Source organism: Agrobacterium cavarae, from assembly GCF_004310285.1.
Taxonomy (GTDB): domain Bacteria; phylum Pseudomonadota; class Alphaproteobacteria; order Rhizobiales; family Rhizobiaceae; genus Agrobacterium; species Agrobacterium cavarae.
The window spans coordinates 15,389-30,266 of record NZ_SISF01000013.1 but is presented as its reverse complement, the minus strand read 5'-3'; the positions used below and the strand labels follow the sequence as shown (position 1 = coordinate 30,266).

Sequence of the window (14,878 nt, the reverse complement as noted above, 5' to 3'; positions counted from 1 at the left end):
CACTTTGCTGACCAGGCTTTCGAGGCCGGTGATCACGTCTTCGAACTGACCGCTTCGGCCATAGAGCCCGTCGACGCCGGTATCGATGAGCAAACCCTTGTCGAAGAGCCTGTCGAGGAAAGATGTTTGTGCGTCCATGGTCCTACCTCAGAAGGCTCGTATCCTGCTTTTGAACCAGCAGGAGATTGGCGGAATTGCTCAGGATTCGATCGTTGGAAATCATCAGCCGGGCAGAATGCGCGTCACGCAGATGGCGGCCAAGGCTATAGGGCGTGCCGTTCTTGTAGCCCATGATGCCGCAGATCAGCATGGCATGGTCGATGATTTCCAGAATGGTCTCGGACGAGCAGATCTTGACGTTGTTCATGGCAATGGCAAAGCCCATCGACATCAGCTTGTCCGGGTCGGCTCTGGTCTCGTCATAGGCCTTGATGCCGGCAATCACGTTGGACTTGACGATCTGCAGCTTGTTCGACACTTCGGCCAGTCGCAGTGCGCCGGGCGGTGCTGATCCTGGCGATTTGCGGGCGGCGGCGCGTACGAAGCTTTGCGCCCGCGCTACCGCGTCGGACGCGATGCCGTACCACACGCCGCTCCACAGAAGATGCGAGGTGGCGAGCATGGATTGTGCTGCAATTTCGGCAAAGGGCTTGGGGAAAATCTGTTCGGCCGGGGCCTCGCCCTTGAACAGGAAACCGTCGGAGCAGGTGCCGCGCATGCCGAGCGTATCCCAGACATGGGTGCGCTCGAGGCTATACTGGTCCTTCAGAAACACTGTCATCACCTGATCGGAGGGAGCGGCATCCTTGTTGCTGCGCGAGGTGATGAGAATGGCGTCGGCTTCGCTGCCATAGGAAATGACGGTCGCGTCCTTTTCCAGGCGGCAGATGTCACCATCCACTTCGATGGCGCAGATGGAATTGCGAAGATTGCCGCCAATGCCGCCTTCGGTGGTGGCGGAGGCCAGCAGCAATTGTTCGTTTGCCAGACGGCGCATGAAGGCGCTGTGCCATTGGCTTTCTTCGCCGTGCTCCACCAGGCTCGAGGCCTTGATGTGGTGCATGGCGTAGATCATTGCGGTGGCCGAACAGGCCTGGCCGAGAATGGAGCAGATATCGGCAAGCTCCAGCATGGTGGCGCCTTCGCCACCCATGTGAACCGGAACCTGGATGCCGAGCAGCTTTTCCTCGCGAAGCGCGTCGACGGCCTCTTTCGGGAAGCGGCCTTCGGTATCCACCGCATCGGCATGTTTTGCGGCAATTGCCGCCACCCGCGCCGCCCGGGCGCTCAGTGCTTCACGGTGAGGCGCGACGGCGAGGTTCATCAGGCAGCCTCTTTCCCGTCGAGAATGGCTTTGACCGTGGTTTCGATCGCCGCGATGCTGGCAAAGGATTTGCGGTTCAGCATGCTGTCGGGAAACTCGATGTCGAAGGCCTCTTCCAGGCCCAGCATCAGCTGCACGGAGGCGAAGGAGGACAGGCCCGCGGCATAAAGATCGGCATCGTCGGCAAGCGTGTCGACGGAAACGGGAAGCTGACCGAATTTTGCCAGCACGTCACGGATAGTAGTATTCATCCCAAGTATCTCCCTTTAACTGGAGGCATTATCGCGTAACTTCTGAGTTACATTTAAAAACATAACATAGTCATAAGTGGTGCGGTTAATTTCCGGTGACATTGCTTGGCGCCCAACGCAATTGTGGTTTCCGCACCGCCCTCTTTTGGCGCAACCAGCTGCCAGCTTGACATTCGGCGCCATGAGGTTTTTGATTGCGCCATTCACCAGGGGGGTCCCGGCAAGGGGCTGAGATACTGCTAGAGCGCGCAGTGACCCGTTGAACCTGATCCAGTTCATACTGGCGTAGGGACGGTGCAAACGCGGGCTTTATGGCAGAACCGGCTCAACGCCGGGGAACCGTCATCATTCCTATCCCGCGCTTTTCGTCTTCATGCTCGAACTGGGTCTCCACTGTTTTGCTTTGGAGCCTCACGATGAACATTGCCGCTAAAAATCTCACCCCGACCGTTACCACAGGTCCGTTGCCGGCCTCCACCAAGGTGCACAAGCCGGGCGTTCTTCACCCGCATATCCGCGTGCCGATGCGCGAAATTGCGGTCCATCCCACCGCCGGCGAACCGCCGGTGACCGTCTATGATGCCTCCGGTCCCTATACCGATCCAACGCATCTGGTGAACATCGATGCCGGTCTGCCGCGTCTTCGCCAGGAATGGGTTCTGGCGCGTGGCGATGTCGAAGCCTATGAGGGCCGGCATGTGAAGCCGGAAGACAATGGCTTTGCCACCGGCGAGCGACTGACGCCGGAATTTCCGGTGCGCAACCAGCCGCTGCGGGCCAAGGATGGCAAGGCCGTCACCCAGCTGGCCTATGCGCGGGCGGGCATCATCACGCCGGAGATGGAATATATCGCCATCCGCGAAAATCTCGGACGTGAGGCGGCGCAGGACAAGCTTGTCCGCGATGGCGAAAGCTTCGGCGCGCATATTCCAGATCATGTGACCCCAGAATTCGTCCGCCAGGAAGTGGCTTCTGGTCGCGCCATCATCCCCTCCAACATCAACCATCCGGAAGCCGAACCGATGATCATCGGGCGGAATTTTCTGGTGAAGATCAACGCCAATATCGGCAATTCCGCCGTCACCTCCTCCATGGCGGAAGAGGTGGAGAAGATGGTCTGGGCCACGCGCTGGGGTGCCGATACGGTGATGGATCTCTCCACCGGGCGCAACATTCACAATATCCGCGAATGGATCATCCGCAACTCGCCGGTGCCGATCGGCACGGTGCCGCTCTATCAGGCGCTGGAGAAGGTCAACGGCATTGCCGAGGACCTGACCTGGGAGGTGTTCCGTGATACGCTGATCGAGCAGGCCGAGCAGGGCGTGGATTACTTCACCATCCATGCCGGCGTGCGCCTGCATTACATTCCGCTGACCGTCAATCGCGTCACCGGCATCGTCTCGCGCGGCGGGTCGATCATGGCCAAGTGGTGTCTGCATCACCACAAGGAAAGCTTCCTCTACGAGCATTTCGACGAAATCTGCGACATTTGTCGCGCCTACGACGTGTCGTTTTCGCTGGGGGATGGCCTGCGTCCGGGCTCGATTGCCGACGCCAATGATGCCGCACAGTTTGCCGAGCTGGAGACGCTGGGCGAACTGACCCAGATCGCCTGGGCCAAGGATTGCCAGGTGATGATCGAAGGCCCCGGCCATGTGCCGATGCACAAGATCAAGGAAAACATGGACAAGCAGTTGAAGACCTGCGGCGAGGCGCCCTTCTACACGCTTGGACCGCTGACCACCGACATCGCCCCCGGTTATGACCACATCACATCGGGCATCGGTGCGGCGATGATCGGCTGGTTCGGCACGGCGATGCTCTGCTATGTCACGCCGAAGGAGCATCTTGGCCTGCCGGATCGCAACGACGTGAAGGTCGGTGTCATCACCTACAAGATCGCGGCGCATGCCGCCGATCTCGCCAAGGGGCATCCGGCGGCGCAGTTGCGCGACGACGCTTTGTCGCGCGCCCGCTTCGAATTCCGCTGGGAGGATCAGTTCAACCTGTCGCTCGATCCGGAAACGGCGCGTTCCTATCACGACGAGACGCTGCCGAAGGAAGCGCACAAGGTCGCGCATTTCTGCTCCATGTGCGGGCCGAAATTCTGCTCCATGCGCATTTCCCACGATATTCGCGCGGAAGCCCAGAAGGAGGGGCTGGAGGCGATGGCGGAGAAATTCCGCCAGGGTGGCGATCTCTACATGCCGCTGGAAAAGCCGGTTCCCGGTGAATGAGATGCGCATTCTCATCAAAGGGGCAGGCGTTGCCGGTCTGACGGCTGCCCTTGAGCTGACGCGGCGCGGATCTGCGGTGACGGTGTTCGACACCGCGCCTCAGATCGGCCGCGGCGCATCCTGGTTTGCCGGCGGCATGCTGGCGCCTTGGTGCGAAAGGGAGAGCGCCGAACAGGCGGTGCTTGACCTCGGACAATCGGCGCTCGACTGGTGGGAGGAGGCCACACCCGGCCTCGTCTCGCGTAACGGCACGCTGGTGGTGGCGCCCGCGCGAGACAGGGAAGAACTCTCGCGCTTTGCCTCGCGCACCAGCGGCTACCGCCTGGTGAATGAGGAGGAGATCGCGGATCTGGAACCGGACCTTGCCGGACGGTTCCGCCATGGGCTGTTCTTCGAGGGCGAAGGTCATCTCGATCCGCGTCTTGCACTCGCCGCACTGCATCGGCGTCTGGTGGAAAGTGGCGTGGTTTTCGATCTGGGCGACAAGGCCATCGACGACGGCGGCTTCGATCGCATCGTCGATTGCACCGGCCACGCGCAGGTCGGATCGCTCTCAGGGCTTCGGGGCGTGCGCGGCGAAATGCTCTATCTCGCAACAGACGAGGTTTCGCTGTCGCGCCCGGTGCGGCTGCTCCATCCGCGCATCCCGCTCTACATCGTCCCGCGTGAGCCGGGGCGCTTCATGCTGGGCGCGACGATGATCGAAACGGAGGAGGCGGGGCCGATTTCCGCCCGCTCGATGATGGAGTTCTTGAACGCCGCTTACGCGCTGCACCCCTCTTTCGGGGAAGCGCAGATCATCGAAAGCGGCACCGGCATCCGGCCTGCCTTTCCCGACAATCTTCCGCGCATTGTGAACGAGGGCAAGACGCTCTTCATCAATGGCGCGCACCGGCACGGCTTCCTGCTCTCGCCTGCCATGGCGCGCCAAGCTGCCGATTTCATCGAACACAAGGAGGTGTCCCATGCGGATCCACGTCAACGGCGAAGTGCATGATCTTTCCGCCGCCACGCTGTCAGAACTTCTTTTCGCCCTCGACTACGAGGGCGACTGGCTGGCGACGGCTGTCAATGGCGATCTCGTCCATGCTGAGGATCGCCCGCAATTTCGCTTAAAGGATTCCGACCGGATCGAAATCCTTTCCCCGATGCAGGGAGGATGAACCATGTTTCGATTGTATGATCGCGATGTCAGCTCAAGGCTGCTGCTGGGGACTGCGCGCTATCCGTCGCCCGCCGTTCTGGCGGATGCGGTTCGCGCCAGCAGGACCGACATTCTGACCATTTCGCTGCGGCGTGAAACGGCAGGCGGCAAAAAGGGCGGGCAGTTCTTCGAGCTGATCCGCGAACTCGACCGCCTTATCCTGCCCAATACGGCGGGCTGCCATACCGCCAAGGAAGCGGTGCTGACGGCCAAGATGGCGCGCGAGGTGTTCAAGACCAACTGGATCAAGCTGGAGGTGATCGGCCATCACGACACACTCCAGCCGGATGTCTTCGCGCTGGTGGAAGCGGCCCGCATTCTTTCAGACGAGGGGTTCGAGGTGTTTCCCTATACGACCGACGATCTGGTGGTGGCGGAACGACTGATCGATGCGGGCTGCAAGGTGCTGATGCCCTGGTGCGCGCCGATCGGCAGCGCCATGGGGCCGCTGAACCTCACCGCGCTCAAATCCATGCGGGCGCATTTTCCCGATGTGCCGATGATCGTCGATGCCGGCCTTGGCCGCCCATCGCATGCGGCAACGGTGATGGAGCTTGGCTATGATGCGGTGCTGCTGAACACGGCGGTGGCCGGTGCCGGCAACCCGGTGATCATGGCGGGCGCCTTTGCGAAAGCCGTCACGGCAGGGCGTGAGGCTTTTCTTTCCGGCATGCTGGAGCCGCGTGATATGGCGGTACCGTCCACGCCGGTGATTGGGACGGCGGTGTTTTCGTGAGGGCTTGGCAGGGGGTGGCACCCTTGTCGTGTTTTGCGCAAGGTCTCCTCTTCCCGGACTTGATCCACTGCTATCCGGTTTGAATGTCTGGTCTGAATCTGCCGCACACCCCCCTCTGCCCTGCCGGGCATCTCCCCCTCAAGGGGGGAGATCGAACTGTTGCACCGTCTCGCCCCAAACCCTGGTGGGATAGGACATGCGAAGAGCGCCGCTTGCCGATCTCCCCCCTTGAGGGGGAGATGTCCGGCAGGACAGAGGGGGGTGCGGTACGGCGCGGAGCTCACGTCGCCCCACGACACCCTAAGCCTACATTGACAACACCGCCCCACAGCGGGATACCGGCAGGACAACAGAAGGAATGCCGCCCTTGCACAATCTGCTGATCGATATTGACGGTGTTGCGGTGGGCCATGCCACCGATCTGGCGCTTGGCTCCGGCGTGACAGCCATCGTTTTCGATGAGCCGGCCATTGCCTCCGGCTCGGTTTTGGGTGGCGCGCCGGGTGGGCGCGATACGGCCCTTCTCGATCCATCCATGACGGTGGAGGCGGTGGATGCCTTCGTGCTTTCCGGCGGATCGGCCTTTGGGCTCGATGCGGCGGGCGGGGTGCAGGCGGGGTTGCGCCAGGCCGGGCGCGGTTTCCCGGTGGGCAATACCCGCGTGCCGATCGTGCCGCAGGCGATCCTGATGGATCTTTTGAATGGCGGCAACAAGGATTGGGGGCTGCATTCGCCCTATCGCGACATGGGGTATGAGGCTTTCAAGGCTGCCTCGCACGCGCCCTTTGCGCTCGGCACCGTGGGGGCCGGAACGGGTGCCACGACCGCGACGGTGAAGGGCGGGCTGGGCTCTGCCAGTGCCAAGACCTCCACCGGCATTACGATTGCAGCGATCGTCGCGGTCAATGCCTTGGGCTCGGCAACGGTTGGCACCACGCAGAACTTCTGGTCCGCCCCCTACGAGCGCGATGGCGAATTTGGCGGGCATGGCTTACCAGCACAGTTCACGCAAGCCGATACGGCGCTGCGCATCAAGGGCGTAACGCTGACGGCCACAACTATTGGCGCCGTGGTCACGGACGCGGTGCTGACCAAGGCGCAGGCGCATCGTCTTTCGATTATGGCGCATGACGGGCTTGCGCGCGCCGTGCTGCCTTCGCATCTTTCCAGCGATGGCGACACGGTGTTTGCCGCAGCGACGGGTAAAAAAGCGCTCACCCAGCCAACGGATTTTGCCGAACTCTGCCATCTCGCCACGCTGGTCATGGCCCGCGCCATTGCCCGCGGTGTGTTCGAGGCGACCGCGCTTCCGCATGAGGGCGCGCAACCTTCCTGGCGGGATCGCTTCGGAGCCGCGCAGCCATGAGCGATACGCCATCGCGCCCGCCTCTCAAGCCCGTGCTGCGGGTGGATTTTCCGCCTAACGAGCGGCTTGGTCGCGGCAAGATCGAGCTGATGGAGCATATTGTCGCCACCGGCTCCATCTCTGCGGCCGGACGCGCCATGGACATGTCCTATCGCCGTGCCTGGCTGCTGGTGGATGCGCTGAACCACATGTTCAAAGAGCCGGTGATCGAATCGCAGCGCGGCGGCAAGCAGGGCGGCGGTGCGGGGCTGACGCCTTTTGGCGAAGAGTTGCTGGCACGCTTTCGCGGCATGGAAGCGCGGATGCGCGAGACGCTGCAGGCCGATCTCGACTGGCTGGAAGGCAACCGGGCAGCCGACGATCGCAAGACGCAGGATGCGTCCTCTCAATAGGGCCCATTCAATAAGGATCGAGCGCCGCCGATTTGACGATGGCAAAGACCGGGCTTCCGGCTTTGAGCGACAGCCGTTCGATGGAAAGGCCTGTCACCCGCGACTGGATGAGGGTGCCGCTGCACGCCACCTGCACCAGCGCCATCCCATCGGCAAGCGCCATGCCTGTCACGTGGCCTTCGAGAATGTTGAGCGCGCTCAAACCCTCCGGTCGCACCGTTGCCAGCATCACGTCTCGTGCCGGAATATGCACGCGCACCGCCCTGCCGGGCTCTGCGTTTTGCGCGGGCACCTGAAGTGCGGTTTGACCCAGCCGAACGGTCGCGAGCCGGTGGGCGGCATCGAAGGCCTCCACCGTGCCGGAGAGAATGCTGCCTGCTTCGCGCCGCTCCAGATAGGTGCTGAAGGCGGGCTGGGAGAGGATGTCCGAGGCCGGGCCAGCGGCATCGATCCGACCATCCTTCATCACCACCACCTGGTCTGCCAGGCGCGAGACTTCGCTGACCGAATGGCTGACATAGAGGATGGGGATGGTCGTCTCGTCGCGCAGCCGCTCCAGATAGGGGATGATCTCGGCCTTGCGCGCCTCATCAAGAGCGGCCAGCGGCTCGTCCATCAACAGCAGGCGGGGGGAGGAGAGCAGCGCCCGGCCAATCGCCACGCGCTGCTTTTCGCCACCGGAGAGCTTTTCCGGCCGCCGCTGCAACAGCGCGCCGATGCCGAGCATCTCGATGACGCGGGTGGAGGCGGCCGCATCCGCACTGGCACCAGAAAACCAGCGGCCATAATGCAGGTTCTGCTCCACGCTCAAATGCGGAAAAAGCCGCGCTTCCTGAAACACATAGCCGAAGCGCCTCTTATGCGCGGGCGTGAAGATGCGTTTCTGCCGATCCGCCAGCACCGCGCCATCCAGCTCGATCCGCCCTTCATCCGGCTTTACCAGCCCGGCAATGATGCGCATTACCGAGGTCTTGCCGGAGCCCGAGCGGCCGAAAAGCGCGGTCACGCCCTTGTCTGCGGTAAAACCCGCATCCAGCGTGAAGCTGCCCAGCCTGTGGCGGGCGTTGAAAGACAGCGTCATGGCCCGGCCACCCTTCTGCTGACCATGCGCGCCAGAAATTCTGACGCCAGCAGCGCCACCATGGAAATGACGATCGCCACCAGCGTCAGGCGCATGGCGCCCGCATCGCCGCCCGGCACCTGGGTGAGGCTATAGATCGCCGCAGAGAGCGTTTGCGTTTCGCCGGGAATATTGGAGACGAAGGTAATGGTCGCGCCAAACTCGCCCATCGCCTTGGCAAAGGCGAGGATCATCCCGGCGATGATACCGGGAAGGGTGAGCGGCAGTGTCACCGTCAGGAACACCCAGAGTGGGCTTGCGCCGAGCGTTCCCGCCGCCTCCTCCAGCTTGCGATCCACCGCCTCGATCGACAGGCGGATGGAGCGCACCATCAGCGGAAAGGCCATGATGGCGCAGGCAAGGGCCGCACCCGTCCAGCGGAAGGAAAAGACAATGCCGAAATGCTGATCGAGAAAGGCGCCGATCACGCCCTTGCGGCCAAAGAGGATCAAAAGCAGAAAGCCGGTGACGACCGGCGGCAGGATCAGTGGCAGATGCACGATGCCATTCAGCAGCGACTTGCCGAAGAACCGCCCGCGCGCCAGCGCCAGCGCAATCAGAATGCCGAAGGGAAGGCTTGCCAGCATGGCAACGGTCGAGACCCACAGGCTCAACCGTATCGCCGTCCATTCCTCCGCACTCAGCGACAACCAGTCCAAACTGCCATTCCTGTTCTTAAGCGCCGGGGTGTGCAAAACCACCCCGAGTTTAGCCACACCGGCGCTTCCGATCTCACCGCATATCGTTCTCGCAAACCGCTCAACACTTTTGCGCGATTTGCTTTAAGGATTTGTTCTGATGCCTTTTCGTGAGCGAAGCCGGACAGAGTTCTTACGCAAACGCGATCAGAGACTGCGCGATGATGCGGCTTTGAAGCCTGTTGCGCTGTTTCAAATCTGCGCCTTTGCCTTACTTCAGAACCGTAAAGCCTTGCGCCTCGAAGAAGGGCGCTGCCTTGGCCGATTTCAGAAAATCCAGATAGGCGGCCGCGGCCGGGCTTTTGGCATCCTTCAGCGTTGCGACGGGATAGATGATCGGCGGATGCGAATCTTCCGGAAAGGTGCCGACGATCTTCACGCCGGGATCAGCCGCCGCATCCGTCTGATAGACGATGCCATAGGGCGCTTCCCCGCGCGAGACCAGAAGCAGCGCCGCCCGCACACTTTCCGCCCCCGCCACCTTGTCGGAAACGGCGGACCAGACGCCAAGCTTCTCCAGCGCCGCCTTGCCATATTTGCCCGCCGGCACGGAATCCACCGCCCCCATGGCAAGCTTGCCGTTGCCCACGAGAGCCGAAAGATCAAACCCCGGCTTGATTTCCACCGGCTTCGCGCTTGCCGCAGGCGCAACCAGAACGAGGCGGTTGCCCAGAAGATTGCTCCGCGTGTCTTGCCTGATCAGCCCCTTGCCTGCCAGATAATCCATCCAGGCCAGATCCGCCGAAATGAAAACATCCGCCGGCGCACCCGCCTCCACCTGCTTCGCCAGCGCCGAACTCGCCGCATAGGACACCACCACCTCATGGCCGCTCTCCTTGGCAAATTCGGCATTGGCCGCATCCAGCGCATTCTTCATGCTGGCCGCAGCAAAGACAGTGACCTTCTCGGCGGCGAGCGCCGGTGAGGAAAGCAAAGGTGCCGCAAGGCACGCGGCGGCGATGGCCAATGCTGCGGTTTTCAGGATGATGCGGCGGTGGAATGTCATGGATCGGCCCCTCAAGCGAGATATCTGGTTGGATATATCGGTGGTAATGGATGAGGGTTATGTTTGCAAGGATATAGCGAATGTTACGAATAGAGCATCGACTGGCAGCTTTATCAGCTAAGGAAAGACGTGGACGAATTTTAATCTAGTTGACTTCCCGCACAGGTACCTTAAAATGCATTATTAATAATATTCAACTAAAAGATGTGAGGGTGGGAAGTGAGTTCCTATCTGCTGATTGCAGAACAGGTCTTACGTGCGGCTCGCCGTCCTTTGTCTGCGCGTGCGATTTTAGATAGAGCATACGCTCTCGAAATTGCACCGTTTCACTTGTATGGCAAAACGCAACATAAAACGCTTCAGGCGCGACTGAGTGAAGATATCCTTCAGCGTCGCGACCACAGTCTCTTCTTTCGGACGAAGCCCGGGCAGTTTTTTCTCCGCGAATTTTTGACCGACGTATCGATCCCCGCAGAGTACCGACAGCCAATAGTCGCTAGAAGGCGCACACGAGACCTGTTCCTCGGACCAGCACTGTCTGTAAGCTACAGTTATGCTGCGAAAATACTGAGAGACGGCCAATTTGCAAAAGCCGATCTTGTGGAAAAGATAGCTAACTCGGGCTGCTATCAATATATTGATCCCAAAAAGAAAAAGGAGGACGATGTACTTCTTTGGGCTGTGTCAGCTCTAACTCGTTCCGGAAAAATGCTTTCTTATCGTGCTGGGAGGTACAGGGACGATCGCGATCAATTTGCACATAAGAGATCGATAGCTTTTTCGACCTTGGTCTCGGAGACCAACCACACGCTTTTCGACACACAAAGCCTGGGAATTCCTGATAGTGCACTATTTGCTGCGGCAATCGATTTAGATATCCCATTGCCGGAGGCATTCTCTTCCGGGCCGAAATTCGATCATCTTGTTCGGTTTTTAGCTTGGCAACTGGAATCAGAGGCAACGAAGAGTTTACTGGCTTTTGTTGAGGTCCGCGCTCCTGACTGGTTCGAGCCTACAGTGTCGCGACTATCGTTGAACGATCTGTGTTGGCTCGATATGAGCGTACCTCCCAACAATTGGGACGATTTCGATCCTCCGTCGCAAACCATTTTGTCGTACTACTTCCCGCGAGCCACACTGCATGGCTGATCGCCGCAGGAGAATGCTAAACTCCATACAGGCAAATTATCTCAAGTCCGAAATTGAAAGCGGATCTGTCACCAAGAGCAAGCATGCGCTTCAAAATCTTTGCAAAATGTGTAGGTCGGGTGCTGCTCTACAGCATCAAGATCGCATCGGTATGGAGATCGCGATCTTGGGAGTTCTCAGTTCCGCCGCTTCCGATGAAAAGATCAGGCGGTGGGCGCTGTCTGCCTTAGCGTATGTCGGCAGGAAAGAGGTCAGCCGTAACGCTGTCTTGCGGGCGATCGCCGATTATCCTGATGAACCGCAAGTATTAGCAGCCGCGATTGCAACTTTGTTTAAGTTTGATGGCAGTGAGGCCCAAAATATCATATCCCATCAAGGCGCGTGTACTGACGAGATAATAGCGCTATCCGCTTTACAGACAACTGATCCTAAACAGCTTGATTTATCGCACCTTAAAATCAACATTGAGACCGCTGAACCTGTCCCGTTGAAGCTGGCATTGCTTCTCGTTGGTCTGGACCGATCGCCGGAAAACATATTTGATCCCCGGTATTCGAATGCCGAAATTGTGAGAGTTTTAGGCAGCCACCATGAGCCAATCGTCTCTCAATACTCTGTGTGGGCGGCTGCGGAGCACCCGCATCTAAGCGCCGCCAATATAGGAGTTGACGTTAAGGATCTTAGCGCCCATCAGCCTAACGTGCGTTCCTATGTCTACCGGTTATTTGCAGAGGAGAATACGCATTCGTCACAACGTCATGAGGTTATCGTTCAAGGAAGCAAGGATGACAATGTGGAGGCGAGGTTGGGTCTCGCTATTGGGCTGCGAGATAGTTTCTACGACGGTCTAGAGACCGTGACAATAGATTGGTTCCATGAAGAAGATGATCTGGAAATCGGCGCCAACGTTTTGGACCACTTTATAGCTCACGCTGACAAAGTGCCCTCTTATCAGAAGATTGCGCTAGAGCATTATGACTTCGCTACCAGTGACCTAAAAAAAGGGCACGCATGGAGGCAGCGGCGGCAGGAACCAAGATTTATAGCGATTTCAAACGTAGATCGATTGAGCAAGAGGCCGGTTTATTCGGCTGGATGGGAGGAAATGTGACTAATAATCATTTCATCAACAACGGTACTGTGCAGGGAGCCATTTCTCAGTCTGGAGAAGCTGTGCATCATGGCCAAATGCAGTCAGCAATGACACATGGTCAAATCCAAGAAGCACGTAATCTTTTGGATGGTGTAGTAGCGGAGATAGACGCTGCACCGCTTTCAGCTGAGGTGAAAGACGAGATCAGGCACGCGGTCAGTCACGCTAAAGGGCAAACCGACAAAGACACGCTTGGCAGTGTCGTTTCTGTGCTGGAAAAAGCGGAAAGTGGGCTAAAGGCTGTGAGCGGAATGGCTGACTACGCGATGAGGATAGGTACGCTAATCGTTGGCCTGTCTATCTTTCTCTAAGCAGGGCTCTTCGAAAAGGTAATGTCGATGAGGGCGAAGTCTCGTTCTTCGCCTTTTTCGACGTCGATCGCTTTCATAAACCACTGCTCGTCGGGGTGCCAGCTGGTCTTTCCAAACCAAATTTTTATCGGCACAGCAGTTCTAACAGAGGTTTCTCCCCGCCAGTTTCTATATACGAACTGTAGCTGTTTCACAGGATTGCCCAACATTTCATTTTCTAAAACATCGACCGTCATATAAATTCCATTGTCAGCTTGGTGTGGCGAAAGTTCGATGGTTAACGAGAATGGCAGAGGTCAACTTTCCAACCATACTACAGACGTTTGGTTACTAAAGAAGAAATTCGTGATTTTCCTATTTATTTCACGTACTTATCATGATTTCAAAGCTATTTTATCGTGGATTCGCCTTTAGTTGGTGCTCTATGGTGGTCTGAAACTGACGGCCAAGTACACCCCGCTGGCGCGTCCGATTTTTAACCTGATGCGAAATCCTAAAACCGCTCCCCCGCAAAATGCGCCACCTGCGCACCCGCCTCATAATAGGCCTCCTTCAGCGCCCTGAAACTCTGCGCCTTGGGCTCTGAGACCGGCAGCGGCAGGTCGCTTTCGCTGATCTCGCCGGCCACATGGGCGGCCAGTGTTTTGCCGAAGGTGGTGCCCGGTGCGATGCCGCGGCCGTTGTAGCCGCAGAAGCCGACGACGTTTTTGGCGAAGCGGTGGAAGCGGGGGACGGCGTTGTCGGTCATGCCGATCTGGCCGTACCATTCGCATTCGAACTCCACATCGCCAAGCTGCGGGAAGAGGCGTTTGAGCGCGCGTTTTGCCCAGGCGCGGTGGACGCTTGCCCCCGTGTTGCGCAGTGCGCCGACGCTGCCGAAGACGAGGCGGCCGGCCTTGTCCATGCGGAAGGAGGAGAGGATTTCCTTGGTGTCCCAGCAGCCTTCGCGGCCGGGCAGAACGGACTTGGCGAGATTATCGCCCAGCGGGCGGGTGGCGAAGTTGAAATAGGGGAGGTAGACCTGCTCCTCGCGAATGATCTTCCACGGGCCTTGGCTATAGGCTTCCGTTGCCACGATGATCCAGCCTGCCGAGACGGAGCCGCGATCGGTGCGCACCGTCCAGCCTTCGCCATTCGCTTCCGTCGCATGCACCGGGCTTGCCGTGTGGATGATGGCGCCTGCCTTCAGTGCGGCGTTGGCCAGGCCGCGCACATAGGCAAGCGGCTGGAGCGTTCCGGCGCGTTCATCGAGAAGCGCGCCCATGTATCCGCTCGTGCCGATGCGTCTTGCGGTTTCCTCGGCGCTCAGGATCCTGACCGGTGCGCCGCGGGCGGCCCACTGGTCGCAGCGCTCGCGAATTTCGGTGAGCCCGGCTTCGCCGACGGCGCAATGCAGCGTACCGTTCTTTTCCAGCTCGCAGGCAATCTCGTGCTTCTCGATGATCTCGCGCACCAGGAAGGGCGCGTTGCCCAGAAGGTCGAGCAGGCGGTCGCCATAGACCGGGCCCAGCACATTGGGCAGTTGCTTCGGCATCACCCACATGCCGCCATTGATGAGGCCGACATTGCGGCCAGCGCCACCAAAGCCGATCTCCTTGCCTTCCAGCACGATACATTTGATGCCGCGCTCTGCCAGATGAAGGGCGGCGGAAAGGCCGGTGAAGCCACCGCCGACGATCACCACATCCGTCGTCACATCCCCTTCCAGCGCGCTGGTTTGCGGCGGCGGCGGAGCGGTCTTTTCCCAAAGGCCATGCGAGCGGGGATCGTTATACATCGGGGGCATCCACAATCATGAGGCAGCGTTGCCGGACAGGCGGTTGGGCGCGTTGAAGCGCCCTTCGGCAAAACTCTATCGCGGCGCTTCACCGCTGACCATCGACATATCGTCATCAATTCATGCAGGGCGGGAATAGCAGGGTGAGCAG

General features: G+C 59.4%; 16 protein-coding genes, 1 pseudogene and 1 riboswitch. Of the genes and pseudogenes, 9 read left to right on the top strand and 8 right to left on the bottom strand.

The genetic code is table 11. The features are described from left to right. The 3 genes and pseudogenes from EYC79_RS24090 to EYC79_RS00155 form a co-directional block, all read right to left on the bottom strand. A pseudogene (locus tag EYC79_RS24090) lies at positions 1-138 on the bottom strand (amino acid--[acyl-carrier-protein] ligase); the annotation flags it as partial. A gap of 4 nt (positions 139-142) precedes the next feature. Beyond that, a complete protein-coding gene (locus EYC79_RS00160; RefSeq protein ID WP_130976823.1) occupies positions 143-1,324 on the bottom strand; it encodes an acyl-CoA dehydrogenase family protein in 1,182 nt (393 codons plus the stop codon). Then, positions 1,324-1,575: an acyl carrier protein gene (locus tag EYC79_RS00155; protein ID WP_130976822.1), complete on the bottom strand. Its 252-nt coding sequence runs from the start codon at positions 1,573-1,575 to the stop codon at positions 1,324-1,326. Before EYC79_RS00155 ends, EYC79_RS00160 begins: the two co-directional genes overlap by 1 nt. Before the next feature lie 198 nt (positions 1,576-1,773). Then, positions 1,774-1,885: riboswitch (TPP riboswitch) on the top strand. 106 nt (positions 1,886-1,991) lie between these two features. Between EYC79_RS00155 and thiC the strand changes: the two genes are divergently transcribed. The 6 genes from thiC (at position 1,992) to EYC79_RS00120 (ending at position 7,513) form a co-directional block, all read left to right on the top strand. Further along, positions 1,992-3,815: a phosphomethylpyrimidine synthase ThiC gene (gene thiC, locus EYC79_RS00150; protein ID WP_130976821.1), complete on the top strand. Its 1,824-nt coding sequence runs from the start codon at positions 1,992-1,994 to the stop codon at positions 3,813-3,815. 1 nt (position 3,816) lies between these two features. Next, positions 3,817-4,812 carry a glycine oxidase ThiO gene (gene thiO, locus EYC79_RS00145; protein WP_130976820.1) on the top strand — a complete coding sequence of 332 codons (996 nt, stop codon included), beginning with the start codon at positions 3,817-3,819 and terminating at the stop codon, positions 4,810-4,812. Then, on the top strand, positions 4,781-4,978 hold the full coding sequence (gene thiS / locus EYC79_RS00140) for a sulfur carrier protein ThiS (protein WP_113326697.1): 198 nt from the start codon (positions 4,781-4,783) through the stop codon (positions 4,976-4,978). The genes thiO and thiS overlap by 32 nt, the downstream gene beginning before the upstream one ends. A 3-nt stretch (positions 4,979-4,981) precedes the next feature. After that, entirely contained in the window at positions 4,982-5,755 is a 774-nt protein-coding gene (locus EYC79_RS00135; RefSeq protein WP_130976819.1) for a thiazole synthase, read from the top strand. Positions 5,756-6,113: 358 nt separating this feature from the next. After that, positions 6,114-7,121: a P1 family peptidase gene (locus EYC79_RS00125; RefSeq protein WP_130976818.1), complete on the top strand. Its 1,008-nt coding sequence runs from the start codon at positions 6,114-6,116 to the stop codon at positions 7,119-7,121. Beyond that, positions 7,118-7,513: a winged helix-turn-helix domain-containing protein gene (locus EYC79_RS00120; RefSeq protein WP_130976817.1), complete on the top strand. Its 396-nt coding sequence runs from the start codon at positions 7,118-7,120 to the stop codon at positions 7,511-7,513. Before EYC79_RS00125 ends, EYC79_RS00120 begins: the two co-directional genes overlap by 4 nt. Positions 7,514-7,520: 7 nt before the next feature. Here the strand turns inward: EYC79_RS00120 and modC are convergent, their stop codons facing one another. The 3 genes from modC to modA all read right to left on the bottom strand — a co-directional run bounded on the left by modC (position 7,521) and on the right by modA (position 10,337). Beyond that, positions 7,521-8,594 (bottom strand): molybdenum ABC transporter ATP-binding protein, encoded by a 1,074-nt coding sequence (gene modC, locus EYC79_RS00115; RefSeq protein WP_130976816.1) that lies wholly within the window; start codon positions 8,592-8,594, stop codon positions 7,521-7,523. Then, a complete protein-coding gene (gene modB, locus EYC79_RS00110) occupies positions 8,591-9,292 on the bottom strand; it encodes a molybdate ABC transporter permease subunit (protein WP_130976815.1) in 702 nt (233 codons plus the stop codon). Before modB ends, modC begins: the two co-directional genes overlap by 4 nt. Before the next feature lie 250 nt (positions 9,293-9,542). After that, positions 9,543-10,337 (bottom strand): molybdate ABC transporter substrate-binding protein, encoded by a 795-nt coding sequence (modA, locus tag EYC79_RS00105; protein ID WP_130976814.1) that lies wholly within the window; start codon positions 10,335-10,337, stop codon positions 9,543-9,545. Positions 10,338-10,556: 219 nt separating this feature from the next. Between modA and EYC79_RS00095 the strand changes: the two genes are divergently transcribed. Genes EYC79_RS00095 through EYC79_RS00085 form a run of 3 tightly spaced genes read left to right on the top strand, consistent with a single transcriptional unit; the run spans position 10,557 to position 12,950 of the window. After that, positions 10,557-11,486 carry a winged helix-turn-helix domain-containing protein gene (locus tag EYC79_RS00095; protein ID WP_130976812.1) on the top strand — a complete coding sequence of 310 codons (930 nt, stop codon included), beginning with the start codon at positions 10,557-10,559 and terminating at the stop codon, positions 11,484-11,486. Further along, positions 11,479-12,597, top strand: coding sequence for a hypothetical protein (locus EYC79_RS00090; protein WP_130976811.1), 1,119 nt, complete (start codon positions 11,479-11,481; stop codon positions 12,595-12,597). The genes EYC79_RS00095 and EYC79_RS00090 overlap by 8 nt, the downstream gene beginning before the upstream one ends. After that, on the top strand, positions 12,594-12,950 hold the full coding sequence (locus EYC79_RS00085; RefSeq protein ID WP_130976810.1) for a hypothetical protein: 357 nt from the start codon (positions 12,594-12,596) through the stop codon (positions 12,948-12,950). The genes EYC79_RS00090 and EYC79_RS00085 overlap by 4 nt, the downstream gene beginning before the upstream one ends. On the opposite strand, the gene EYC79_RS00080 is transcribed toward EYC79_RS00085, so the two are convergent. Together EYC79_RS00080 and EYC79_RS00075 are read right to left on the bottom strand one after the other, a co-directional pair. Beyond that, the gene (locus tag EYC79_RS00080; RefSeq protein ID WP_205654271.1) at positions 12,947-13,186 is read right to left on the bottom strand and encodes a hypothetical protein; all 240 of its coding nucleotides are present in this window, start codon (positions 13,184-13,186) and stop codon (positions 12,947-12,949) included. The two genes, EYC79_RS00085 and EYC79_RS00080, sit on opposite strands and share 4 nt — an antisense overlap. A gap of 257 nt (positions 13,187-13,443) precedes the next feature. Continuing rightward, a complete protein-coding gene (locus EYC79_RS00075; RefSeq protein ID WP_130976809.1) occupies positions 13,444-14,727 on the bottom strand; it encodes an NAD(P)/FAD-dependent oxidoreductase in 1,284 nt (427 codons plus the stop codon). Positions 14,728-14,878 lie beyond the last annotated feature (151 nt).